The 23,987-nt window shown below is 69.5% G+C and carries 20 protein-coding genes; 19 read left to right on the forward strand and 1 reads right to left on the reverse strand.

The window, feature by feature from the left end:
* Position 1: 1 nt before the first annotated feature.
* From ACI79C_RS05315 to ACI79C_RS05405, 19 genes are read left to right on the forward strand one after another with little or no spacing between them, the layout of a single operon-like run.
* A complete protein-coding gene (locus ACI79C_RS05315) occupies positions 2 to 1,912 on the forward strand; it encodes a glycosyltransferase family 2 protein (protein WP_456944580.1) in 1,911 nt (636 codons plus the stop codon).
* Positions 1,909 to 4,593, forward strand: coding sequence for a glycoside hydrolase family 99-like domain-containing protein (locus ACI79C_RS05320; protein ID WP_456944581.1), 2,685 nt, complete (start codon positions 1,909 to 1,911; stop codon positions 4,591 to 4,593). Before ACI79C_RS05315 ends, ACI79C_RS05320 begins: the two co-directional genes overlap by 4 nt.
* Positions 4,590 to 5,693, forward strand: coding sequence for a glycoside hydrolase family 99-like domain-containing protein (locus ACI79C_RS05325; RefSeq protein WP_456944582.1), 1,104 nt, complete (start codon positions 4,590 to 4,592; stop codon positions 5,691 to 5,693). The genes ACI79C_RS05320 and ACI79C_RS05325 overlap by 4 nt, the downstream gene beginning before the upstream one ends.
* Positions 5,684 to 6,880, forward strand: a complete 1,197-nt coding sequence (locus ACI79C_RS05330) for a methyltransferase domain-containing protein (protein ID WP_456944583.1) — start codon at positions 5,684 to 5,686, stop codon at positions 6,878 to 6,880. The genes ACI79C_RS05325 and ACI79C_RS05330 overlap by 10 nt, the downstream gene beginning before the upstream one ends.
* Positions 6,881 to 6,901: 21 nt before the next feature.
* On the forward strand, positions 6,902 to 7,744 hold the full coding sequence (locus ACI79C_RS05335) for a class I SAM-dependent methyltransferase (protein WP_456944584.1): 843 nt from the start codon (positions 6,902 to 6,904) through the stop codon (positions 7,742 to 7,744).
* Positions 7,741 to 8,721 carry a glycosyltransferase gene (locus ACI79C_RS05340; protein ID WP_456944585.1) on the forward strand — a complete coding sequence of 327 codons (981 nt, stop codon included), beginning with the start codon at positions 7,741 to 7,743 and terminating at the stop codon, positions 8,719 to 8,721. The genes ACI79C_RS05335 and ACI79C_RS05340 overlap by 4 nt, the downstream gene beginning before the upstream one ends.
* Positions 8,718 to 9,824, forward strand: coding sequence for a glycosyltransferase family A protein (locus ACI79C_RS05345; protein ID WP_456944586.1), 1,107 nt, complete (start codon positions 8,718 to 8,720; stop codon positions 9,822 to 9,824). The genes ACI79C_RS05340 and ACI79C_RS05345 overlap by 4 nt, the downstream gene beginning before the upstream one ends.
* Positions 9,815 to 11,299 (forward strand): glycosyltransferase, encoded by a 1,485-nt coding sequence (locus tag ACI79C_RS05350; RefSeq protein ID WP_456944587.1) that lies wholly within the window; start codon positions 9,815 to 9,817, stop codon positions 11,297 to 11,299. The genes ACI79C_RS05345 and ACI79C_RS05350 overlap by 10 nt, the downstream gene beginning before the upstream one ends.
* Positions 11,296 to 12,345, forward strand: a complete 1,050-nt coding sequence (locus ACI79C_RS05355) for a glycosyltransferase (RefSeq protein WP_456944588.1) — start codon at positions 11,296 to 11,298, stop codon at positions 12,343 to 12,345. The genes ACI79C_RS05350 and ACI79C_RS05355 overlap by 4 nt, the downstream gene beginning before the upstream one ends.
* Positions 12,342 to 13,352: a hypothetical protein gene (locus ACI79C_RS05360; RefSeq protein WP_456944589.1), complete on the forward strand. Its 1,011-nt coding sequence runs from the start codon at positions 12,342 to 12,344 to the stop codon at positions 13,350 to 13,352. Before ACI79C_RS05355 ends, ACI79C_RS05360 begins: the two co-directional genes overlap by 4 nt.
* Before the next feature lies 1 nt (position 13,353).
* Positions 13,354 to 14,079 (forward strand): class I SAM-dependent methyltransferase, encoded by a 726-nt coding sequence (locus ACI79C_RS05365; RefSeq protein ID WP_456944590.1) that lies wholly within the window; start codon positions 13,354 to 13,356, stop codon positions 14,077 to 14,079.
* Positions 14,063 to 15,280, forward strand: a complete 1,218-nt coding sequence (locus tag ACI79C_RS05370) for an aminotransferase class I/II-fold pyridoxal phosphate-dependent enzyme (RefSeq protein ID WP_456944591.1) — start codon at positions 14,063 to 14,065, stop codon at positions 15,278 to 15,280. Before ACI79C_RS05365 ends, ACI79C_RS05370 begins: the two co-directional genes overlap by 17 nt.
* 2 nt (positions 15,281 to 15,282) lie before the next feature.
* Positions 15,283 to 16,443 carry a hypothetical protein gene (locus tag ACI79C_RS05375; protein WP_456944592.1) on the forward strand — a complete coding sequence of 387 codons (1,161 nt, stop codon included), beginning with the start codon at positions 15,283 to 15,285 and terminating at the stop codon, positions 16,441 to 16,443.
* Positions 16,440 to 17,006: a class I SAM-dependent methyltransferase gene (locus ACI79C_RS05380; protein WP_456944593.1), complete on the forward strand. Its 567-nt coding sequence runs from the start codon at positions 16,440 to 16,442 to the stop codon at positions 17,004 to 17,006. Before ACI79C_RS05375 ends, ACI79C_RS05380 begins: the two co-directional genes overlap by 4 nt.
* Positions 17,003 to 18,133, forward strand: coding sequence for a hypothetical protein (locus ACI79C_RS05385; RefSeq protein WP_456944594.1), 1,131 nt, complete (start codon positions 17,003 to 17,005; stop codon positions 18,131 to 18,133). The genes ACI79C_RS05380 and ACI79C_RS05385 overlap by 4 nt, the downstream gene beginning before the upstream one ends.
* Positions 18,130 to 19,308 (forward strand): hypothetical protein, encoded by a 1,179-nt coding sequence (locus ACI79C_RS05390; protein WP_456944595.1) that lies wholly within the window; start codon positions 18,130 to 18,132, stop codon positions 19,306 to 19,308. Before ACI79C_RS05385 ends, ACI79C_RS05390 begins: the two co-directional genes overlap by 4 nt.
* Positions 19,305 to 20,450 carry a glycosyltransferase gene (locus tag ACI79C_RS05395; protein WP_456944596.1) on the forward strand — a complete coding sequence of 382 codons (1,146 nt, stop codon included), beginning with the start codon at positions 19,305 to 19,307 and terminating at the stop codon, positions 20,448 to 20,450. The genes ACI79C_RS05390 and ACI79C_RS05395 overlap by 4 nt, the downstream gene beginning before the upstream one ends.
* The gene (locus ACI79C_RS05400; RefSeq protein ID WP_456944597.1) at positions 20,447 to 21,466 is read left to right on the forward strand and encodes a phosphotransferase family protein; all 1,020 of its coding nucleotides are present in this window, start codon (positions 20,447 to 20,449) and stop codon (positions 21,464 to 21,466) included. The genes ACI79C_RS05395 and ACI79C_RS05400 overlap by 4 nt, the downstream gene beginning before the upstream one ends.
* Complete coding sequence (locus ACI79C_RS05405) at positions 21,463 to 22,209, forward strand: carbohydrate deacetylase (RefSeq protein ID WP_456944598.1); 747 nt, start codon at positions 21,463 to 21,465, stop codon at positions 22,207 to 22,209. The genes ACI79C_RS05400 and ACI79C_RS05405 overlap by 4 nt, the downstream gene beginning before the upstream one ends.
* An 88-nt stretch (positions 22,210 to 22,297) precedes the next feature.
* Here ACI79C_RS05405 and ACI79C_RS05410 read toward each other — a convergent pair whose 3' ends face one another.
* On the reverse strand, positions 22,298 to 23,617 hold the full coding sequence (locus tag ACI79C_RS05410; protein WP_456944599.1) for a UDP-glucose dehydrogenase family protein: 1,320 nt from the start codon (positions 23,615 to 23,617) through the stop codon (positions 22,298 to 22,300).
* Between the last annotated feature and the right edge of the window lie 370 nt (positions 23,618 to 23,987).

A 23,987-nucleotide genomic window follows, 5' to 3' on the forward strand; every position in this document is an offset into this window, starting at 1 on the left:
AATGGTCAGCAAGAAGATCCAGATCGGCGAGAACGCCGTGCCGGGCGATGCACCGACGGGCGACGTGAATGATCGTGTCGCGCTGCTCCAGGCTGCCGTTGAGCAGTCCGCGCGCGAGCGGGAATCGATGACCGTCACGTTGACCCGGCTGGAGCGACTCGTGGAGTCCCTCCTTCGCCGCGTGACGGCGCAAGGGCTCGGGCAGTCCGACCTCGCCGGGGCCATCGACGCGCTGAGCGAGCGGCTGACCCTCTACGCCCAGGAGATGGCGTCGACGCTGTACTGCATCGAGCGCGCGCAGTCGGGTTCGAACCCCCTGGTGACCGCGACGCCGGAACGACTGGCGTACGAGCAGATGATCAGCCGGATCCGCGACCTCGTCCATCGGCACCTGCCGGGCGACGCCACCGTCATCGTGGTCAGTAAGGGCGATGACGAACTGCTCAAGCTGTACGGCCGCCGGGCGTGGCACTTCCCCCGGGAGGAATCCGGTCTCTACGCCGGTTACCACCCGCCCAGCGGCCAGAGCGCGGTCGTGCACTTGGAGGCGCTGCGCGCATTCGGCGGTCAGTACTTCCTGCTCCCCGCGACGAGCGCCTGGTGGCTCGATCAGTATCCGGAACTACGCAGTCACCTGGAGGACAACGCTCGCAAGGTCGCGGAGGAGCCCGAGGTTGGCACGATCTTCGCGTTGGGCGAGCAGGGTCCGGCAGCAACGTCCCGGGGCGCGCAGGAGCTGCGGGAGGTGCTCCTGACCTGCCGCGACTCCTTCGGGGAGGACGACCCCGTCGTCCTCGACTGGGACACCGGGCTGCCCCTGCCCGACTTGCTCCCGGATTCCGCCGTGTTCGCGCCGGGCGCGGGGGCCGGGCGAACACTTCCGTACCTCGATGACAGCGTCCCGATCGTGGCCCTGAGGTCGACGGACCCTGTGGCGGTCGCAGAGGCCGAGCGGGTGGCCGAGCTCGCCGTCGTCAACGTGCACCCTGAGGTGAACGGTCGAGCGGCATCCGTCTACGACGGCGAGAGCCAGGCTCAAGTCACGTGGCTGAGGCCGCGCCCGGGGGCGGACGGGACCGCCTCGATCGTCATCCCCTGCTTCAACCAACTGCGCTACACGAAGATGTGTCTGACCGCGTTGGCCGAGACGCTTCCTGCAGAAGGAGCCGAGGTTGTCGTGGTGGACGACGGCTCGACCGACGAGACGCACGAATGGCTGGTGGAGCACGCGCGCACCAGGAGCTGGCTGCGGATTGTCCACAACGAGACCAACCTGGGGTTCGTACACGCGGTGAACCTGGGCGCGGACGCCGCCGACGCCGACATGCTCGTCCTGCTGAACAACGACTGCATACCCCTGCCGGGCTGGCTCCAGGCGCTCCAGCGCACCTTCCGTGATCATGACGACGCCGGCGCCGTCGGCGGAAAGCTGTTGTTCCCCGACGGCCGGCTGCAGGAGGCCGGCGGCGTGGTCTTCCGAGACGGCACTGCGGCGAAGATCGGTTACCGCGAGTTCGATGTCAACGCGCCGCTGTTCAACTTCGTGCGTCGGGTCGACTACTGCTCCGGCGCTCTCCTGGCCACGCCGCTGCCCCTGTTCCGCAAGATCGGGGGGCTGGACCCCCGCTACAGCCCTGCCTACTACGAGGACACCGACTACTGCTTCAACGTCCGCCAGCACGGGCGGGAGGTCTATTACCAGAACGAGTGCGCGGTCATCCACGTGGAAGGGGCCACCACCGGCAACACGGTCAGACGGGGCGCGAAACGACACCAGTTGCTCAATCACGCGAAGTTCGTCGAACGGTGGGGGTCGGCCCTGGCCGAACGACCGGACCGACCGCGCGAACCCTTCAGCGCCGAGACGTTGCACCGCCTGGTCCACGCCGAGTGGAAGTCCCGCCGGTCATGAGCAACAGACGTGCGCTTGTCCTCTCCTACTACCCGCCCGAACCGGACCGGGACAGTGGCTCGCGGCGGCTCCTCGACCTCATCGACCTGCTGGCCGGGGAAGGGCAGGCCGTCTCGTTCCTCGCCGCCAACGGGATCCCGGACCGTCGGCGGGCCCGGTTGCTCGAGCAGCGCGGAGTCTCCGTCTTCGACGCGACCAGGATCTCCGTCGAGCAGTTCGTGGCGGAGGGCCGTTTCGACCTCGCTCTGATCTCCTTCTGGCAGATCGCGGAGCGCTACCTCCCCATGCTGCGCCGGGTCTCGCCGACAACGCGCGTGGTGGTGGACTCCGTCGACCTGCAGTTCATCCGCGAGGCCCGCCGAACGCTGGGGCCCGAGAGCGACGGGGGGCTGCTGCACACCAGCTACGGGGACGAGATGATCGGCGAGTTGAACGTCTACGCCGCAGCTGACTTGGTGCTCACGGTCTCCTCCATCGAAGCGCAGATCGTGAGCGGTCTGCTCGGTACCGGGCACCCGGTCCGCTCAGTGCCCGACATCGAAGAGCTGGCTCAGTCGACACTGCCCTTCGAGCAGCGCAAGGGCATCGTCTTCATCGGGAGCTTCCGCCACCCGCCGAATGCGGATGCGCTCAAGTACCTGCGCGAATCCATCATCCCCCTGCTCGACCCCGACGTCCTCGCCGAACACCCCGTGAGCATCGTCGGCGACGGTCTCAGCGATGTCCTCAAGGCCCGTGCCCGGAGGACGCCGCACCTGAGGATGATCGGCTGGGTCCCGTCGGTGCTGCCCTACCTGGAACACGCCCGCATCTCGGTCGTGCCGCTGCGGTTCGGAGCAGGGACGAAGCGGAAGATGATCCAGGCACTGGCGCTGGGAACGCCGACGGTGACCAGCTCCGTAGGAGCGGAGGGGCTCGACCTCCGGTCCGGGGAGCACGTGTTGCTCGCTGACGACCCGGCGGAGTTCGCCCGGGCGATGACGACGCTGCTGCATGACCAAGACCTGTGGAACCGGCTGTCGACGGACGGGCACCGGCACATCGGGGCCGCCCACGGAAGAGCGGCGGTCCGCAGCACGCTGACGAGCGCGCTGCAGGAGGTGGCCCTGCGGCCGCCCAAGCCTCAGCGGCTACCGGAACTGGACGAGAGCTCGTACAGCCGGCGTGTGCGGCACCAGCAGAACCAGCGGATCCTGCCTCTCATCCGGGACGTCGTCCGTGACTGCATCCGCCCCAAGGCGGTCGTCGCAGTCGCCAGCGAAGGCGACGACGAGTTGCTCCGCCTCGGGCCGTCCGTCATCGCTTGGCACTTCCCCCAGGACCCCGCGGGCAGGCCGACTGGAGCACACCCCACGGCCAGCGCCGACGCCGTCGCACACCTGCAGGAACTGCAGGAACGGGGGGCTGAGTATCTCGTCGTACCAGCAACGTCGGCATGGTGGCTCGACCACTACGCCGAATTCGCCGCCCACCTACGGTCCACCGCCAGGCTGGTGGCCAACCACGACGGCCTGGTGACGATCTTCGAGCTCAGCCGTGGCGATCGCGCCGTCACCGTGGTGGAGGAGCGGGACCGGGCCGGCATCGCCGCGCTCGACGACACCTCGGCCGCGCGGCTGGTCGCCTTCTACCTCCCGCAGTTCCACCCCATCCCCGAGAACGACACCTGGTGGGGCGAGGGCTTCACCGAGTGGACCAATGTCGCGGCCGCGACGCCGCTGTTCCCAGGACATGAGCAGCCTCATCTCCCGGCCGACCTCGGCTTCTACGACCTGCGATTGGCGGAGACGCGCGAACAGCAGGCGACCCTGGCCCGCGCGCACGGGATCTCCGCATTCTGCTACTACCACTACTGGTTCCACGGGAAGCAACTGCTCGACCGCCCCTTCAACGAGGTCCTCACCTCCGGGAAGCCGGACATGCCCTTCTGCCTCTGCTGGGCCAACGAGCCGTGGTCGCGTCGCTGGGACGGGCAGCCGCACGACGTCCTGCAGCCGCAGACCTACAGCCATGAGGACGACGTGGCTCACATCCGGTCGCTTCTCCCGGCACTGCGAGACCCTCGCGCGTTGACCGTGAACGGCAAGCCGGTGTTCCTCGTCTACCAGGGGAAGGACCTCCCGGATCCCGCGCGCACGGTGGACACCTGGCGAACCGAGGTGGATGGGGCCGGGCTGCCGGGGCTGTGGCTCATGACCGTGGAGACGGGCTGGGATGTGGGCTGGGACGCCACGGAGGCGGGTTTCGACGCCAAGGTCCTGTTCCAGCCGGAGTTCACGACCCTCTTCGGGCTGCCGCGGCTGAGCGGCACGGAGACGTCGAGCCTCCGCGTCTACGACTACCAACAGGCGTGGCGGGTGCTCGCAGAGCCCGAGCCCGTGGACTACCGGAGGTACGACACCGTGTTCCCCACCTGGGACAACACCCCCCGCAGAGGAGCCGAGGGCGTCGTACTGCACAACTCGACGCCCGACGCCTACGCGGAGTGGCTCGGACGAGCGATCGAACGGGTGCGAGGCCTCCCACTGGACGAGCGCCTCGTGTTCGTCAACGCCTGGAACGAGTGGGGCGAGGGTTGTCATCTCGAGCCGGACCAGAGACATGGTCTGGCCTACCTCGAGGCGACCTCAGCGGCGTTGCGGGACGCCGCGGCGGCGTCCACCGCGAGGAGGGCACGGTGAGCGCCATCGCCCGACTGATCGCCTTCTACCTCCCCCAGTTCCACGCGATCCCGGAGAACGACGCGTGGTGGGGCCGGGGCTTCACCGAGTGGACGAACGTGGCGAGGGCGCGCCCGCTCTTCGAGGGCCACTACCAACCCCACCTCCCCGCCCACCTGGGGTTCTACGACCTCCGCGTGCCCGAGGTCCGCGAGGCGCAGGCCCGGCTGGCCTCGGCCCACGGCATCGAGGCCTTCTGCTACTGGCACTACTGGTTCAAGGGACGCCGCCTGCTCGAGCGGCCCTTCGCCGAGGTACGCGCGTCGGGTCGTCCCGACTTCCCGTTCTGCCTCGCCTGGGCCAACGAGACGTGGTCGCGACGATGGCTGGGCGAGGAGCGCGACATCCTGCAGAAGCAGGAGTACTCACCGGATGACGACCTGGAGCACATCCGCTGGCTCATCGGGGCCTTCGCCGACCCCAGGTACCTCAGGGTCCACGGCCGTCCCTTGTTCCTGGTGTACCGCCCGAACGACCTCCCCGACCCCCAGCGGACGACCGAGCTCTTCCGCAAGGAGACCGTCGCCGTGGGTCTGCCGGAACCCTTCCTGATGGCCTGCAACTCGCACGCGGACGTCGACTACCGGACTCTCGGTTTCGACGCCACCATGGACTTCGAGCCGCAACTCGGCGTGCTCCCCGGCCCCATGGCTGAGGGACTCAAGATCTACGACTACCCATCGGCCCGGCGACGGATGACCAGCCGGGTACGCAGCCATCCAGTGTATCCCGGCATCTTCGTCTCCTGGGACAACACGCCTCGACGCGGCGAGAACGGCATCGTCTTCATCAATGCCACGCCACGGGCGTTCGAGGAGGAACTGAGTCGCACGGTCCGGTCGACGTTGGACAAGCCGCTCGAGGACAGGCTGATCTTCGTGAACGCGTGGAACGAGTGGGCCGAAGGCAACCATCTCGAACCTGACCAGCGGCATGGGCTCGGCTATCTGCAGGCAGTGGCACGGACGGTGTTGACCGGACCCGGAGTCGGACACGGAGGCGTCGGAGTGAACGGCGGGGCTCACCCCGCGCGAGAGGCAGGCCACGACCAGTGCCGCTGACCGTCCTCCAGGGCCCACCCGGCTCCGGCAAGTCGACCTACCTCATCCAGCTGGTGAACTCGGCCATCAGCGGACAGCGCCGTGTCGCGACCTTCGCGTCGAGAGACAACCCGAATCCGGCCACTGTCGAGTACGGGTTGTTGGGAAGCCGTCGCCCGGGTCTGACCTGCCCGGTGGACCACATCCTCGGTACTCGAGAAGCGATGGACACCTTGGCCCGGCTTCCCGCCGGAACACTCGTCGTCTTCGACGAGGCGTACCGATTCGGGCCGGAAGTGGCGCCCGGCTGGCTCGACGCGTCCGCCCGGGGTCTCGACGTCGTGGTCGCGACGCCGTCCGACGCTCAATTACGGCAGCTCTCTCCCGAACACTTCGTCGAGCAGGTGTTCTCCTCCCCCTGTCAGCAGTGCGGGCGTGCCGAGGCAACCACCGCCCTGGTCGACGTCGACCACAACACGACGCTCTCCCTCTGCAGGGCGTGCGAGCAGGACCTGACAGCAGCCGCCGAGGCCGACATCGCCGACCGTCTGGTCGAGCAAGCGCCGTATCCGGGTGAACGAGTGGTCTACCAGCCGGTCGAACTGCCCGTTTGTGCCGGCTGGAGGGTCCTACGACCGGACTCACCCGATCGCTTCGACCTGATGGCGCGGGTCGTGCGTGAAGCCGGACTGCCGGTCGAGAACGCATCCGCCCCTACCTACCTGGACGTGGGGTGCAACACCGGCTACTTCTGCCACCGGATGAGCGAGTTGGGCTTCGCCGCCGAGGGCGTCGACGTGGTCACCGAGGACATCGAGGTCGCTCGCCTCCTGGACCTGTACGTGCGGAAGGGAGGCGTCACATACACGGTCGCGGACGCCCATGCCTACTTGACGGACACCGTGGACACCACCATCGACGTCACCTCGGCCTATGCCGTCTTCCAATGGGTCATGGCACAGACGAGCGTCGAGCGCAGCGTCGAGTGCTTCGAGCTCCTCTTCGCCAAGACAGGACGACTCTGCTTCGTCGAAATGGGCTACGCCAGCGAGGACCAGTACACAGGCGTACTGCCGGCGCACATCGACAGGGGCTGGGTGTTCGACGTGATGTCGTCAAGAGGCGACTTCTCGGAGATTCGCATGTACGACGCCGGCCACCATGACTTGATGTTCGGCTCCCGCGACCTCTTCGTGGGCATCAAGTGACGCGGAGGGAACGCAGTGCCGGTGGCTGACGCACCCATGATGTGGCCTCCTGGCCACTACTACTCCCCCGTTCCAGACACCGCGGAGGTCCGGGCACGCGAGGAGCAGGTGTTCGCGGCGCCGCGCCACCTTCCCGGCATCGACCTCCAGGAGGACGAGCAACTGCGGCTGGTGCACAGGCTGCAGGCGCACGTCCGCGCGCAGCCCTTCAGCGACCGGCCGACGGCCGGACTGCGCTACCACTTCGACAACGAGTACTTCTCCTACGGTGACGGCGTCGTCTATTACGGCATGCTCCGGCTGCTGGAGCCCCGGCACGTGGTCGAGGTCGGGTCGGGCTACTCCTCCGCTCTCCTGCTCGACATCAACGAGCGCTTCCTGGGGGGTGACGTCCGCTGCTCCTTCGTCGAACCCCATCCCGAGCGCCTGCTGCAGTTGCTCCGGCCGACCGACCGGGAGCGCGTCGAACTCATCACCTCGCCGGTGCAGGACGTCGACCTGGAGCTCTTCACCGGGCTGCGGTCCGGCGACGTGCTCTTCATCGACTCCAGTCACGTTGGCAAGACGGCGAGTGACGTCAACCGGCTCCTCTTCGATGTGCTGCCTGCACTGGCACCGGGCGTGTTCGTGCACGTGCACGACATCCTGTACCCGTTCGAGTACCCGAAGGACTGGGTGTATGGCGGGCGGGGCTGGAACGAGGCCTACCTGCTCCGTGCCTTCCTCATGTACAACGACGCCTTCCGGATCCGCCTGTTCAACTCGTTCCTCGCACGCTTCCACTGGCACCTGATGGCGTCGGCGCTGCCGCCGTGGGATCGAAACCCCGGGGGCAGCATCTGGCTCGAGCGGACAGAGCGGTGAGCACCCCGCGGATCAGCGTCGTCATCCCGACGTACAACCGTGCGCAGCTGCTGATGAGAGCGCTGACCGCCCTGCGCAACCAGAGTCTGGAGCCGCACGACTACGAGGTCATCGTCGTCGACGACGGTTCGACCGACGCCACGCCGGAACTCGTGGCCGGATTCTGGCCTCCGTTCCCGCTGACCTACCGGCGCCTCGCGCACGGGGGCATCTCGCTGGCCAAGAACGTCGGGACCCTCGCCGCCCGCTCCCCGCTGGTGCTCTACGCAGACGACGACGACGAGGCCGACCCGGAACTGCTCGCCCAGCACCTGGCCGCGCACGAGGCCGAACCGGCGGACTCCGTCGCGGTCCTGGGGTACACGACGTGGTCGCCCACCCTGACCGTCACCCCGGTCATGCAGTACCTCACCGAGATCGGCCAGTTGCTGTTCGCCTACCCGAGCATGCGAGGCCGCGGACGGCTCGACTACACCGCGTTCTGGGGCGGCCGTTCCTCCTGCAAGCGGCGATTCCTGCTGGAGAACGGGGTCTTCCACCCTGCCTTCACCTCGATCATCGAGGACATCGAGCTCGGCTACCGGCTCTCCAGGTCAGGACTGTCGGTCGTCTTCAACGAGCGCGCCGCCTCGTACATGCTGCGCAGGGTGACCTTCGAGGAGTTCTGCGAGAGGTCCTGGCGTCGCGGGCGGGCTCTCGTCCGGTTCAGCGCCCTCCATCCGACCCCGGAGGTCCGTCGCTACTGCGGTACGGAGGAAGCGGCGGACCGCTGGGCAGGAGTGAAGGAGCACCTCCCCGGCTGGCGCCGCACCGTGGCCGCGCTCGAGGAGGCTCTGCCGGACCGGCCGGGCGATGCGGAGGTCCGGGCGGAGCTGCACCGGCTGTACGCCAGCACCTTCGAGGCATACCAGCTGGGCGGGATGGTCGAGGAGATGGCCGGCGCACGACACCCCGGAACGGGCGGTGGTGCACGGTGAAGGTCAGCGTGCTGGTCCTGCCCCACGCCCCACCTGTCAACCTCTCCGAGGCGCTGCAGAGCGCGGTCATGCAGCAGACCGATGACGACTTCGAGATCGTGACGGGCGACGATGGGCTGGGCGCCCTCGCCGTCGACGTGCTCAGCGGCTACCGCAACCGGTACAGCTTCCAGATCGTGCCTCTCCGGCCTGCGTCCCCAGGTACGCGTTCCGAGAGCGTCGTGTTGTGGGACCTGGTGAAGGCCAGCCGCGGCCAGTACGTTGCCCTGCTCCACGGGTCGGATCTGTGGGTGAGCGATGCCAAGCTCAGGACCCAATCCCGGTTCCTCGACGAGCACCAGGACTGCTCGGCTTCGTTCCACGCCGTGACGACCCTCAGCGACGGGTCGCCCGATGCCGGCGCCCCCTCCATCGTCCCGGAGACCGGGGTGGTGACGGCGGAGGACCTGTTGGGCACCCGCACCCGAGTGCCACCGAGCTCGATGATGTGGCGCCGGTCGGCCCTTCCCTGCCTGCCCGCCTGGGTGCACGAGCTGCGGTCCTCCGACCGGGCGGTCGCCTCGCTGATCGCCAGGCACGGCGACATCGGGTACCTACCCGAGATCATGGCCGCCGCCAGAACCCCGCGTGGCCAGGACACCGCCAGCCGTGTTGAGGAGCTGGCCGACCAGCTCGAGTTGCATCGCCGCCTCAACGACGTCCTGCCCCTCAGCAGCTACGAGCAGCTCGTGTACGCGCGGGCCAAGGTGCGGGCGCTCCTCGCGGTCGAACGCTGCATCCCGGCTGGAGCAACCGTGGCGGTGGTGACCGAAGGGGATGACGAGCTGCTCGATCTCGGGCCACGGGAGGCGCGGCACCTCATGCTCGCCGACGGCACTTACGCCGGCCACCATCCCGCCGACGCCGACGCCGCCGTCGAGGCCCTCGAGGAGGCGCGCTCACGCGGAGCGCGCTACCTCCTGATCCCGGCGAATGCCTTCTGGTGGTTCAGCCGGTACCGGGACTGGGGTCGATACCTCGTCACCCGGCATCGGCGCCTCTGGGCCGACGACGAGGCGCTCATCTTCGAGCTGACCGGAGAGGGTGACCCCCCGTGCGGCTGACCGTCATCCTCAACACGTACAACCACGAGCGCTACATCGCGCAGGCTGTGGACAGCGTCCTCATGCAGGAGACCAGCTTCCCGTTCGAGGTCGTGGTGATCGATGACTGCTCCGAGGACGGCACTTCAGCCATCCTGGAGCGCTACGCGAGGCACAACCCGGACCGACTGCGCGTCGTCCTTCTCCCCGACAACCGGTGCGACAACCGGGCGTTCGCCCAGCTCTACGACCAGACGCAATCTGACTACGTCGCGGTCCTCGACGGGGACGACTACTGGACCCGGCCGGACAAGCTCGAACGACAAGTCACCTTCCTGGACCGGCATCCCGACTGCACCATCTGCTTCCACAACGTCACCGTGGTGGACGAGGAGGGGACGCCAACGGCCGTGTTCAACGTGCCTGACCAGAGACCGTTCTCGACGATCGAGGATCTCTTCGAGTACACCTTCATCGCCGGCTGCTCCCCCGTCCTGCGCCGCGCGGCCGTCGACCGGCTCCCCTCCTGGTACGGGACTGCTCCAGTGGGCGACCTTCCCCTGTACCTGCTGCACGCCGAGCGCGGCCGGATCGGCTATCTCGACGAGGTGATGGGCGCCTACAGGGTCCACGGCGGCGGCTTCTGGTCCGGCCGCAGTCGCCGACAGCAGCTCGAACTCCTAGTCGGGCTCTACGGCACCCTGGCGGACCGGCTGCCGCCCGACTACCGGCAGCCTCTGCTGACGCATGCCGCGAAGTGGCGCGAACAGCTGACCGTGGAGCGTGTCCGTGACGAGAACCCGCGGACCCGGCGGAGAGCCGGCTGCCCGCACGTCGTCGGTCAGGCCATCCGCGAGACCCTCGACGCGACCATCCCACCCCGCGCTCCCGTCAGCGTGGTGACGCAGGGAGACGCCGCGCTGTTGGACCTCGGCGACCGGCCGGCCGAACACTTCACGCCCGGGGACCCCCGCGACATCGGAGAGGCGCTGTTCGCCCGTGGCGACACCGGAACAGCGGAGGCGCCGTGGATCGCCGAGGGATCGGCCTACGACTTCCGTCTGTACGGCGAGAGCGACAGGAACCGGCCACTCGCTGAGGTCACGGTCGTCCGCGGGGAGACCGCGATCGAACCCCACGACTGCGGGCACCACCCGGCGGGCGCCTGCGTCAGCGCCTCGCCCAACCCGCTAGCCGGAGGGCCCGGGGTCTCCCCGACGACCATCTCGTGGGAGGCGCGACCCGGTACGGGCGGGGAGGTCCACCTCGCCGTCCGTGCACTGGATGCCTACCTGCCGAGGACGGACACCGACGCCGTCCGGCAGGTACGTCGCCTGGCCGACCAGGGCGTGCGGTACGTGGTCCTGCCGGCGGCCGCGCGATGGTGGCTCGAGGCGTTTCCGACCCTCCGCCGGTATCTGGAGCGGGAATGCGCCGTGGTCGCCCGTGCGGAGGCCTGCACCGTGTATGCCCTGCCGGAGAGGTCGTCGCCATGAGCTCGCGTCCGCAGCCGCTGGTGTCCGTGGTCATCCCCTGCCACAACGGCGGTCGTTACCTCGGGGAGGCGATCGAGAGCGTCCTGACCCAGACCTACGAGCCAGTGGAACTGATCGTCGTCGACGACGGCTCGACCGATGAGAGCGCGGTGATCGCCGGTCGATACGGGCAGGTGAGGTACGTCGGCCAGGCCAACAGCGGCCCGGCCGCTGCGCGCAACACGGGTCTCGATGCCAGCATCGGCACCTTCTGCCTCTTCCTGGATGCCGATGACCGGCTGGAACCCGGAGCGCTGGGGACCAGCGTCGCCCTACTCGGGGCACACCCGGACAGTGCCTTCGTGTCGGGGCACTGCACCTTGATCGCTCCAGACGGCTCACCCCTATTCACCCCCTACCAGTTGCTGATCGAGAGGGATCACCGTCTCGAGCTGCTGCGCAGCAACTACATCTGGGCACTCGATTCCGTCCTCCACCGACGGGAGGCCCTGGACCAAGTCGACGGCTTCGACGTCACGGCCGCCGTCGGTGGTGCCGAGGACTATGACCTCTACCTCCGCCTCGCGGCTCGGTTCCCGGTGACCGCCCACGGTGAGGTGGTGGTGGAGTACCGCCAGCATGCCGCCAGCAGGTCCATCGACGCGGCGGTGGTGCTCGCGAGCGTTCGGCAGGCCTTGGAGAACCAACGCCGCCACGCGACCGATCCGCAGCATGCGGCCGCGCTCGCCGCCGGGCTGCAGTGGTACCAGGACTTCTACGACGACCCGCTGCTGCGGACCATTCGGGCGGAGTGGAGCGACCGGCTGATCGAGATCGAGCCCCTCCTGTGCTCGCTCACGCGCCCTGAGGACAAGGAGCCGCTCCTCGACGAGCTGCGTCGGCTCTACCAGCGGATGCTCACGGCGTTCGGCCTGATCCGCACGATCCGGGATGTTGAGGGGAGGCGCCCGCCCAACTCGGAGCCGTCCGCCGAGCTGCGCGCGGTCACCGACCAGCTGGACAGGTTGCTGCAGGACACGCCGGGGACTGCGGGCAGGGTCACATGATCGCTCACGGCGCTCTCGCGGCGACGCGTGAACAGCTGATCCCGCTGGACGCCCCGGACCGGTGGCGCCGGGCCCTGGCCCGCGTGCGGCATGGCTTCGCGCACACCTGGGGGCACTGCTACGCCATGCACCTGTCCTCGGGACTGGCCACCTACCTGTACGAGACCGAGACGCCGAACGCCGTGTTCGTCTGCCCCATCGCCGAGCGGGTGTTCGACGAGACCGTGGACGTCGTCACGCCGTACGGCTTCTCCGGCTTCGCCGGGGAAGGGACCGACGAAGAACTGCCGGGACTGTGGCGGCGCTGGGCTCGGGAACGGGGGTACGTCTCGGGCTTCCTCATGCAGAACCCGCTGCTCAGCGGCTCACCGTACGAGGTGGCCGGCGAGGCTCACACGCACAAGCACGTCTACGCCATCGACCTGACCCGACCGGTCGACGAGCTGTACGCCCGCCTGCACACGAACCGCAGACGCCAGCTGCGCCGATGGGACCAGATCACTGCCGGGCTGGTGGTCGACCGAGTCGAGCTGACGGCGTTCCTCCTCGACCACTACCGGGCCTTCTTCCGCGCCCGCGACGCAACCTCCGTGTACGACCTGGCGCCCGAGTCCCTCGCCTTCCTGGCGGGCCTGGACAACGTGGTCATGGTGGGCGCGGCTGACAGCGGCCGGGTCACCGCAGTCTCGATGTTCGGCTACACCGCGACGTGTGGCGACTACTTGTTCAACGTGTCCGCCCCTGAGGGGCGACGGCACTCTGCGGCGCTGATCTGGTACGCCGTGCTGCGCTTGCGCTCGCTGGGAGTGCCGTGGCTGAACCTGGGTGGCGGGGTGGCCGAGGACGACGGGGTCGCGCGGTTCAAGCAGCGGTTCGGGGCCGACGTGCTGCCGCTGACCTACCTGAAGCAGGTGTACGACCCGGTCAGGTACTCGGAGCTGTGTCGCCGGGCCGGCGCCGACCCCGACGACCTGACCGGCTGGTTCCCGCCGTACCGGAGGCCCTGAGGTGTTCACCTGCTCCGCCCGCTTCTACGACGCGCTGTACGCCTTCAAGGACTACGTGGCAGCGGCGGAGCAACTGCGCGACCTGATCGGCCGGCTGGCCCCCGGCGCCCGCAGCCTGTTGGACGTCGGCTGCGGCACCGGCAGGCACCTGGAGGAGTTGCAGCGCTGGTACACGGTGGAGGGTCTGGACATCGACCCACAGATGGTCACCATCGCCCGCGGCAGGCTCCCCGGGGTCCCGGTGCACGAGGCCGACATGGTCGGCTTCGACCTCCACCGGGAGTTCGACGTCGTCACCTGCCTGTTCAGCGCGATCGCGTACGTGCGCACTCCCGACCGGCTGCAGGCCGCCGTAGCCGGCATGGCACGGCACGTGCGCCCCGGCGGGTTGCTGCTCGTGGAGCCGTGGATCTCTCCGGAGCAGTACTGGGTCGGCCGGGTGACGACGAACTTCGTGGACGAGCCGGAGCTGAAGATCGCCTGGATGTACACCAGCGAGATCGACGGGCGCGTCTCGGTCTTCGACATCAACTACCTGGTCGGGACGCCGGAGGGCGTCGAGCACTTGACCGAGCGCCACGAGATGGGGCTGTTCACGGAGCAGGAGTACCTCGGCGCGTTCGAAGCTGCCGGGGTGACGGCAGGCCAGGACGCCGAGGGGCCCTTCGGCAGAGGCCTGTACGTGGGAATCAGACGAGGGAGGGCGCCCGGTGAAGAGCTCCGTTGACGACCTGGCCCTCTTCGGCGGCGTGCCGGCGTTCGACGAGGAGCTCCACGTGGGGCGCCCCAACGTGGGCGACGAGGAGCAGGTGCTGGCGCAGCTCAGGCAGATCCTGTGCGACAGGTGGCTGACCAACGACGGCCGCCGCGTCAAGCAGTTCGAGCAACGCCTAGCCGGACTGCTGGGGACCCGCCATTGCGTGGCCACCAGCAGCGGCACCGTCGCCCTCCAGCTCGCGGCTCGGGCGGTGGGCCTGTCCGGTGAGGTGATCGTCCCTTCCTTCACGTTCATCGGCACCGCGCACGCGCTCGAGTGGATGGGCGTGACACCGGTGTTCTGCGAGGTCGTTCCAGAGACCCACCTGATCGACCCCGATCACGCGGCCAGCTTGGTGACGAGCCGTACGACAGGGATCCTCGGCGTCCACCTGTGGGGACGTGCCTGCGACGTCGAGGCGTTGGAGCGCATCGCGCGCCACCACCGGCTCAAGCTGCTGTTCGACGCCGCCCACGCGCTCGGGAGCTCGCGCGGCGACACGATGATCGGCAACTTCGGTGACGCCGAGGCGTTCAGCTTCCACGCCACCAAGGTGTGCAACACCTTCGAGGGTGGTGCCGTCGCGACCAACGACGACGCGCTCGCCGACGCGGTCCGTGCGATGCGCAACTTCGGGTTCGCCGGATACGACGACGTCAGGAGCATCGGCATCAACGGCAAGATGCACGAGGCGTCCGCCGCCATGGGCCTGGCGTCCCTGGACTGTCTGGACAACTTCATCGCCCACAACCGGGCCAACTATGAGAGCTATCGCAGTGGCCTCGCCGGTACTCCGGGCATCCGGCTGCTGCCCTATGACGACGCGGATGCGCACAACTACCACTACGTCGTCGTCACCGTGGATCCGGCCGCCGCGGGGCTCACCAGGGACGACCTGGCCGAGGTGCTGTGGGCCGAACGCGTCTTGGCCCGGCGTTACTTCCATCCCGGCTGTCACCGGGCGGAGCCCTACCGCAGCCGGCCCGCGAGCCACCAGGTCCGCCTCCCCGTGACCGAGGATTTGGCCGAGCGCGTCCTCTGCCTGCCGACCGGCACCGCCGTGGGCGCCGACGACACCACCGGCATCTGCGACCTCATCCGCTTCTGCGTCCACCGCGGCCAGGAGATCGCGCGTCGCCTGCGGCCGCCCCATCGTGTCGGCGGGCGGTAGACGTGGCGCGCGGCGACATCCTGGTGGCCGGGTCGCTCGCCCAGCGACCCGGGTACGGGGGGCACGCATGGGTCTTCCTGCAGTACCTGCTCGGATTCCGGCGGCTGGGCTGGAACGTGCTGTTCGTCGACCGGCTGGAGCCGGGGATGTGCGTAGACGCCCGCGGCGCCCCCTGTTCGCCGGAGCAGTCCGCCAACGTGGCGTTCCTGCGGAGTGTGATGCGGGAGTTCGGGCTCGAGGACGACTTCGCACTGCTTTACGACCGGGGCCGGGAGGTGATCGGGTTGCCCTTCGACCAACTGCTGGACCGCGCCCGGCGGTCGGCGCTGCTGCTGAACGTCATGGGGTATCTGGACGATGAGGCCGTGCTCGGCGCCGCACCGCGGCGCGTGCTGCTCGACATCGATCCCGGCTTCGGCCAGATGTGGCAGGCACTGGGGCTGCACCAGCTGTTCCGCGACCACGACGACTACGTGACCATCGGCCAGAACATCGGCCGGCCGGACTGCGCCGTCCCCGACTGTGGGATCGGCTGGATCACCACCCGACCTCCGGTGGTGCTGGATCAGTGGCCCGCGCGCCCCGGTGGGGACAAGGGGTTCACCAGCGTCGCGACCTGGCGTGGCCCGTTCGCCCCGGTGATCTACCAGGGGGTCACGTACGGGCTCCGGGTCCACGAGCAGCGCCGCTTCGCGGACCTGCCGCGACGGACCGGTCAGCGCTTCGAATTGGCACTCGACATCGACGAGGGGGACGCGAGCGATCTGGAGCTGCTGCGCAGCGGCGGCTGGTCGCTGGCGGCGCCACCGACCGTCGCGGGGACTCCGTCGGCCTACCGGGGATACATCCAGTCGTCCACGGCCGAGTTCCTGGTCGCCAAGCAGATGTACGTGCGCGCACGCACGGGCTGGTTCAGCGACCGCAGCGCGTGCTATCTGAGCACTGGCCGCCCGGTGGTCGCTCAGGACACGGGGCTCTGCGGCTTCATCCCGATCGGGGAGGGGCTGCTGACCTACACGACGGTGGCCGAGGCGGCGGCCGCGGTCGAGGAGGTCTGCGGCGACTACGGCCGGCACGCGCGGGCGGCGCGCAGCCTGGCCGAGGACTGGTTCGACTCGGACAAGGTCCTCGGCAGGTTGCTCGGGGAGTTGGGGGTCGGGTGAACGCGGACGGCGCGCAGCCCGGCCCGTCGGTGCGCCGGCTGAACTGGGGCTGCGGTGCGGTGGGCGAGCCCGGGTGGATCAACTCGGACCTGAAAGAGGGCCCGGGCATCGACATAAGCGCGGACATCCGGGACGGCCTGCCGGTGCCCGACGACAGCCTCGACTACATCGTCAGCATCCACGCCCTACCCATGATCTCGTATCCGGACCTCGTCCCGACGCTGCGCGAGCTGCACCGGATGCTGCGGACGGGCGGTGTGCTGCGCCTGGGGCTGCCGGACCTGGCCAAGGGCATCGAGGCGTATGTGCGCGGCGACCACGACTACTTCCTGATCCCCGACGAGGACGTGCGCAGCCCCGGGGGCAAGTTCATCGTGCACATGCTCTGGTACGGCTACAGCGTCACCCTGTTCACCGCGGACTTCGCCGAGGAACTGCTCCGGTCGGCGGGTTTCACCGCCGTGCACCACTGCGCCTTTCGGGAGACCGCCAGTTCACACGGGGGCATCGTGGCGCTGGACAACCGCGAACGCGAGAGCCTGTTCGTGGAGGCCGTTAAGTGACCGCTCCGGGCGATCCGCCGCGCAGAGCCTGGGTGATCCTGGCGCTCTCGGCGCTCGCCATGGTCACTCTCGTCGTCCCCTGGGGGGACATCTGGTCGGGAAACGGCCGCGACGCCCCGCCACCACTCACCGATCCGCTCGTCGGTACCAACTACTCCCATCACGCAGTGCCCGGTTGCAGTCTGGACGGCACCGGCCTCATCGCCAACTACCACCGCCGGGGCGTCCGCTTCACTGCCCAGGAACAGCTGGGGGAAATGCGCCATGCCGGCATCGCGACCCTGCGCCTCATCGTGTGGCACCAGCGCGATCCCGGAGAGCGTGACTGGGGCGTGATTCCCTCCGCTGGTGGACGGCTCACGCCGCAGCACCGCGACAACCTGCTTGCATATCTGGCGGACGTGCGTGAAGCCGGGTTCCAGCGGCTGACCGTGTCGTTCGCCCCAATGGCTGCCAACGACCCCAGGCAGGCGGGGTTCGCCCCCTCCACCGAGGCGGAGAACTGGGAGTTCATACGCACCACCGCACGGCTCGTGAAGGAATCCGGCCAACGGTCCGCAGTCATCGACCTCATGAACGAAGGCGCGCCTGGACCTGCGCCGCCTCGGGTGAGTGAGCAGTTGGCGTCATACCTCCAGCGGACCTACGCCCGTTACGTCGAGGAGTTCGGCGTCGACGACGTGGTGGTCTCCTCGACCGCGTCCCAGGGGCCGACCGACTCCGCGGGGCGACTCCAAGCAATGATCGACGCGCTGCGCGCCACCGGGCTCCCCCCACCCCGGTGGTTCGAGGTCCATCCCGGCTACACCCCCGCCGGGGTGTTGGAGAACCTGAGGGCTGTGGACCGTACCCTCGCGGCGAACGGGCTGACCCAGCCCCTGGTGATCGGGGAAACAGCTTACGACGCCCCGGGGATCGCCGAGGCGATCCAGGACTTTCGCGACACCTCGTCGCGCCGGGTTGTCGAGGTCATCCAGTGGCCGCTCACCGACGACCGGCCGTGCAGGGACATCTCGGTGTCTCCGCCGTACCGAGCCGACGCCTACCTCGCCACTTTCGAGGACAGGCGAGGCCCAACCGTCTCATCGGGGACGATGACGGACGCCGACCGGAGACCGCCCAAGTGACCACCACCGTGTTCGTCGCCGGCGCGTTGGCGAACAAGCCGGGCAACGGTGGTGAGGCGTGGGTCCGGCTCAGTTGGGTCCTCGGCATGCGGCGGCTCGGCGTCGACGTCGTCTTCGTCGAGCAGATCTCGTCCGGGGTCTGCGTGGACGCCCACGGGACCCCCGCACCGGTCGAGTGCTCGGTGAACCTGACCTTCTTCCGCGCGGTCGTCGACGCCTTCGGTCTCGCGCCGGTGTCCAGCCTGATCGTCGACGACGGGGCGCAGTTCATCGGGATGCCGGAGGACGACCTGCTCACCCGCGCGGAGTCCGCGGCTGCGCTGGTCAACATCAGCGGTCACCTGACGTACGAGCCGCTGATGCGCCGCCTGGCGCACAAGGTCTACGTCGACGTCGACCCCGGCTTCACCCAGTACTGGCACGCCACTGGACGTCCGCTGGGGCTGGAGCGCCACGACGCGCACTACACGGTCGGGCTGAACGTCGGCACCGAGCACTCCCCCATCCCCGTTGACGGCATCTCCTGGCGGCATGTGGTGCCCCCGGTCGTGCTCGACGAGTGGCCGGCGGGTCCGGACGCCGACCCGCGGAGGTTCACCACGGTCGGCAGCTGGCGGGGCGCCTTCGGGCCGGTCACCTGGGAGGGCAGGACCTTCGGGCTCAAGGCGCACGAGTTCCGCAAGTTCGCCGCGCTGCCGCGTACCGCGCCGGCCATGTTCGAGATCGCCCTCGACATCCACCCGGCCGACGCCAGGGACAGGGCGTTGCTCGAGAGCCACGGCTGGCACCTCGTGGCTCCTCGCGGGGTGGCCGGTGATCCGCAGTCCTTCCGCCACTACGTCCGTGCATCTGCAGCTGAGTTCTCGGCGGCGCAGGGGATCTACGTCGAGACGAGCAGCGGCTGGATCAGCGACCGCACGGTTCACTACCTCGCTGCCGGCAGGCCCGTCCTCGTCCAGGACACCGGTCTCGGCCGAACCGTGCCGACAGGCCAAGGCCTGCTGTCCTTCGCCACGATGGAGGAGGCCGCCGCCGGCGTGCGGGAGATCGTGCGGAACTACGAGCACCACCGCCACGCAGCGCGGGAGCTCGCCGAGATCTGGTTCGACTCCGACGTCGTCCTGGGCGCCTTCCTCGAGCGCATCGGGGTCACGCCCGTGAGGCCGGATCGATGACCAGGATCGTGGTGAGCGGCATGATCGCCGCGGTGCCGGGCCAGGGCGGCGCCACCTGGGCGGTGCTCCAGTACCTCCTCGGCTTCGCCCGGCTGGGCCACGAGGTCTTCTTCGTCGAGGCCGTGGACCCCGAGGTCCCCCAGCCGGCCGACGTCCCCCTGCCGCACTCGGTCAACGCCCGCTACTGCAGGCAGGTCATGAAGGAGCACGGGCTCGAGGACGCCTGGGCCCTGGTGCGCCGGGACACGCAGGAGACCGCCGGCCTCTCCCACTCGGACCTGGCCCGGATCGGAGCGGGCACGTCCGTGCTCGTCGACATCTCCGGGACGCTCGCCGGCGAGGAGCTGTTCTCGCGGGTCCCCGTCCGCGTCTACCTCGACGTCGACCCCGGCTTCACGCAGCTCTGGGACGCCCAGGGCCTCGACGTCGGCCTGGCCGGCCACACCCACTTCGTCACCGTCGGACAGTCCCTCGGCAGCCCGGGCTGTCCCGTCCCGATCGGCGGCCGGAACTGGATCACGACGTGGCCCCCCGTGGTCCTCGACGAGTGGCCGGTCGGGCACGGCGACTCGGGCACCGGGTTCACCACCGTGGCCAACTGGCGCAGCTACGGGTCGGTCGAGCTCGACGGCGTGCAGTACGGGCAGAAGGTGCACTCCTTCCGGCCGCTGATGGCCCTGCCCACCCGTACCGAGGAGCGCTTCCTGCTGGCCCTCGCCATCGACCCGGCAGAGGTCGCTGACGTGGCGGCCCTGCGCGCCAACAGGTGGGAGCTCCTCGACCCTGGAGAGGTCGCCGGCTCGCCGTCCGCCTACCGGGAGTTCGTCCAGCGCTCGAAGGCGGAGCTGGGGATCGCCAAGAGTGGGTACGTCCTGTCCCGCAGCGGCTGGTTCAGCGATCGCAGCGTGTGCTACCTGGCCTCCGGACGGCCGGTGCTCGCCCAGGACACCGGGTTCTCCCGCCACCTGCCGACCGGGGCGGGCCTGCTGGCCTTCGACGGCCTCGAGGACGCACTCGCCGCCGTCGCGGAGATCGCCGAGGACCGTGCACGGCACTCGGCCGCCGCTCGCTCCCTGGCCGAGGCACACTTCGACTCGGCCCGGGTGCTCCGGCGACTGCTGCGGGAGGTGGACGCGACGTGACGGGAGCAGGAGCGCCGCCGGTCGGTCGGCCCGAGCTGGCCGGCGCCCTGGAGCGAGCGTTGACCTCCTGCCTCCGGCGCCCGTGCCGCATCGCCACCCTGCGGGGACGGCCGTACATCTACAGCACGAGCTTCCGGCTGGAGGAGCTGGAGGTGGAGCTGGACGACGGCACCCGCTTGGACCTGATCCTCAAGGACCTCGACAGAGCCGGGATGCTCCCGGGCGCGCGCCGTTCGAAACCCGCGTTCCTCTACGACCCCCTGCGGGAGATCGAGGCCTACGCGGACATCCTGCCGCTCCAGGCACTGGGGACGGCCCGCTGCTACGGCACCCTCGACGACGGCGGGCCGGGACTGCTCCTGGAGAAGGTCCCCGGCCGCGAGCTGTACCAGGTCGGCGAGCCGGCGGTGTGGCACGACGTGGCCCGGTGGCTGGCCGGCATGCACGACGGTTTCACGGACTACGCCGGGGAGCTGCAGGAGTCGCGCGCCCACCTGATCCGGTACGACGCCGCCTACTACCGTCGGTGGCTCGACCGAGCCCTCTCCGCCCTCGTCGATGGAGTCGCGACGGAGGACCAGCGGTCTGCACTGGGCAGGGTGGGAGCCGGCCTGGATGGGGCGTTGCAGCGTCTCGCCACGATGCCGGTGACCTTCCTGCACGGAGAGCTGTACGCGTCCAACGTCCTGGTGGTCGAGGGCGTCGCTGGTCGACGCGTGTGCGCGGTGGACTGGGAGATGGCCGGGCTGGGCCCCGGACTGCTCGACGTGGCGGCCCTGTGCAGCGGATGGGACGCGGACACGAGCCGAGCTCTCGCGCTCACCTACCGCCGGGCTCTGCGGCCCCGTCCCGGCTGGCCGCCGAGGGCTGAGGAGTTCCTCGTCCTCCTCGACTCCTGCAGCCTGTGCGTGGCCGTCCAGTGGCTCGGCTGGGCCCCCGGCTGGTCGCCCCCTCCCGACCACGCCCGGGACTGGCTGGGCCAGGCCGTCCGGCTCGCCGAACGGCTCGGGTCGTGACCGTGCCGACCGGCGGTTCGACCGAGCGCCTGCTCATCGTCAACGGCGACGACTTCGGGCGGACACCGGGGATCAACCGCGGCATCCGGAGAGCCCACGAGCACGGCATCCTGACCAGCGCCAGCCTCATGGTGCGCTGGCCGGCGGCCGTCCAGGCGGCGGCCTACGCCCGGGAGCGGCCCGCACTCAGCGTCGGACTGCACCTCGACCTCGGCGAGTGGGTCCACCGCGACGGGTACTGGGAGCCCGTCTACACCGTGGCCCTCGTAGAAGACGCCGAGGCCGTCGCCGCGGAGGTGACCGCCCAACTGCAGACGTTCCGGCGGCTCGTCGGCAGGGACCCCACGCACGTGGACTCCCACCAGCACGTTCACCTGCGGGAGCCCGTGCGGTCGGTACTCCTGGAGACGGTCCACCCGCTGGGCGTCCCTACGCGAGCCTGCACGCCCATGGTGGACCACTGCGGCGACTTCCACGGCCAGACGGGCACAGGAGAACCGTGGCCCGAGGGCATCACGGTGGACGCTCTGCTGCGGATACTGGCCACACTTCCTCCCGGGTTCACCGAACTCGGCTGCCACCCCGGAGAGGACGACGACTTCGACTCCCCGTACCGCACGGAACGCAGCTCGGAGGTCTCCGTGCTGTGCGACCCCCGGGTCCGGGCCGCTCTGGACCAGCACCTCGTGCGGCTGACGACGTTCCACGAAGTACTCGCCGGGACCGGCTCTGCCGCCTCCTGAATCTCCCCCGGGCACGGTGCCCCCTGTCGGAGCCGGAGTGGCGGCCGCACTGAGCACAGCCGCGCCCGGACGACTGCGACAGCTGGACTCAGCCGGCGCGGCGGCCCAGGGCGCGGTAGGTCCAGCCGGCGGCGGTCCAGGCCTCGCGGTCGAGAGCGTTGCGCCCGTCGAGGACCCGCTTCTGCGCCACGACCTTCCCGAAGGCGACCGGGTCGAGCTGGCGGTACTCGCGCCACTCGGTGAGCACCAGGACCGCGTCGGCCCGCTCGGCGGCCTCCTCCGGGGTGTCGGCGTAGTCCAGCTGCGGCCACAGCCGTCGCGCGTTCTCCACCGCCGCAGGGTCGGTCACCCGCACGTCGGCACCCTGCAGCTGGAGCTGCGCGGCCACGTTGAGCGCCGGGCTGTCGCGGATGTCGTCGCTGTCGGGCTTGAACGCCGCCCCGAGCACCGCCACCCGCTTGCCGAGCAGCGACCCGTCGCACACCTCCCGGGCCAGCTCCACCATCCGGATCCGCCGACGCATGTTGATGTTGTCGACCTCGCGCAGGAAGGTCAGCGCCTGGTCGGCGCCGAGTTCCCCGGCGCGGGCCATGAACGCCCGGATGTCCTTGGGCAGGCAACCACCACCGAAGCCGAGCCCGGCGTTGAGGAACTTCCGCCCGATCCGGTCGTCGTAGCCGATCGCGTCGGCCAACAGCTTCACGTCGGCGCCGGTGGCCTCGCACAGCTCGGCCATCGCGTTGATGAAGCTGATCTTCGTGGCCAGGAAGCTGTTGGCCGCCGTCTTCACCATCTCGGCGGTGGCGTAGTCGGTGGTCACCTTCGGCGTCCCGCGCTCGACGATCGGCCCGTAGACCTCGTCGAGCATCCTCTCGGCGGTCTCGCCGTCCAAGCCGTCGGGCAGGCCGTAGACCAGCCGGTCGGGGTGCAGGGTGTCCTGGACGGCGAACCCCTCGCGGAGGAACTCCGGGTTCCACGCCAGCAGCGCGCCGGGCACCTTGCTCCCCACCAGCTCGGCGAGGCGGGCCGCGGTGCCGACCGGCACGGTGGACTTGCCCACGACGAGCTCTCCTGCCGTCAGCACGTCCAGCAGCGACTCGGCCGCGGCCTCGACGTATCGCAGGTCGGCGGCGTACTCGCCGCGCTTCTGCGGCGTCCCGACGCAGACGAAGTGGACCGAGCTGCCCGCGGCCGCGCCGATGTCGGTGCTGAACCGCAGCCGGCCGGTGGCCAGCGTCCGCTGCAGCAGCTCGTCGAACCCGGGCTCGTAGAACGGCGCCTTGGCGTGGCACAGCGCAGCGACCTTCCGCTCGTCGACGTCGATGCCCACGACCTCGTGCCCCAGCTCCACCATGGAGGCGGCGTGGACCGCGCCCAGGTAGCCGCAACCGACGACCGAGATCTTCATGTGCACCTCACCCTGCGTGGCCACTGGCGACGTTGCCGGTCGTCACCTGTCCCGAAAGGTACGGGGTGGCGGCGAGCCTGAGCCATCACTGCTCACCACGAGGGAGCAGTCCACGCCGGTGGGGCCCGCCGGTGCCATCACCCAGGGGGGTGAGAGGCTACCGGTCCGTCATGTGCGTCTCCGCGTGTCGCCCACCCCGTTCATCGGGGGGCTCCACAGGGGGACGGGCTCCGGTGTAGTGGGCACCGGAGAGCGCTTCCCGGGCGATCCGGGACGTGTCCTCGCTGACGCCAGTGTGCTGCCCGGAGCCCACGGGAGGGGTCCATGACGTTGGTGCTGTGGGTGGTGGGAGGCGGCTGGCTCGTCCTGG

The sequence above is a fragment of the Geodermatophilus sp. SYSU D00697 genome (genome assembly GCF_054050175.1).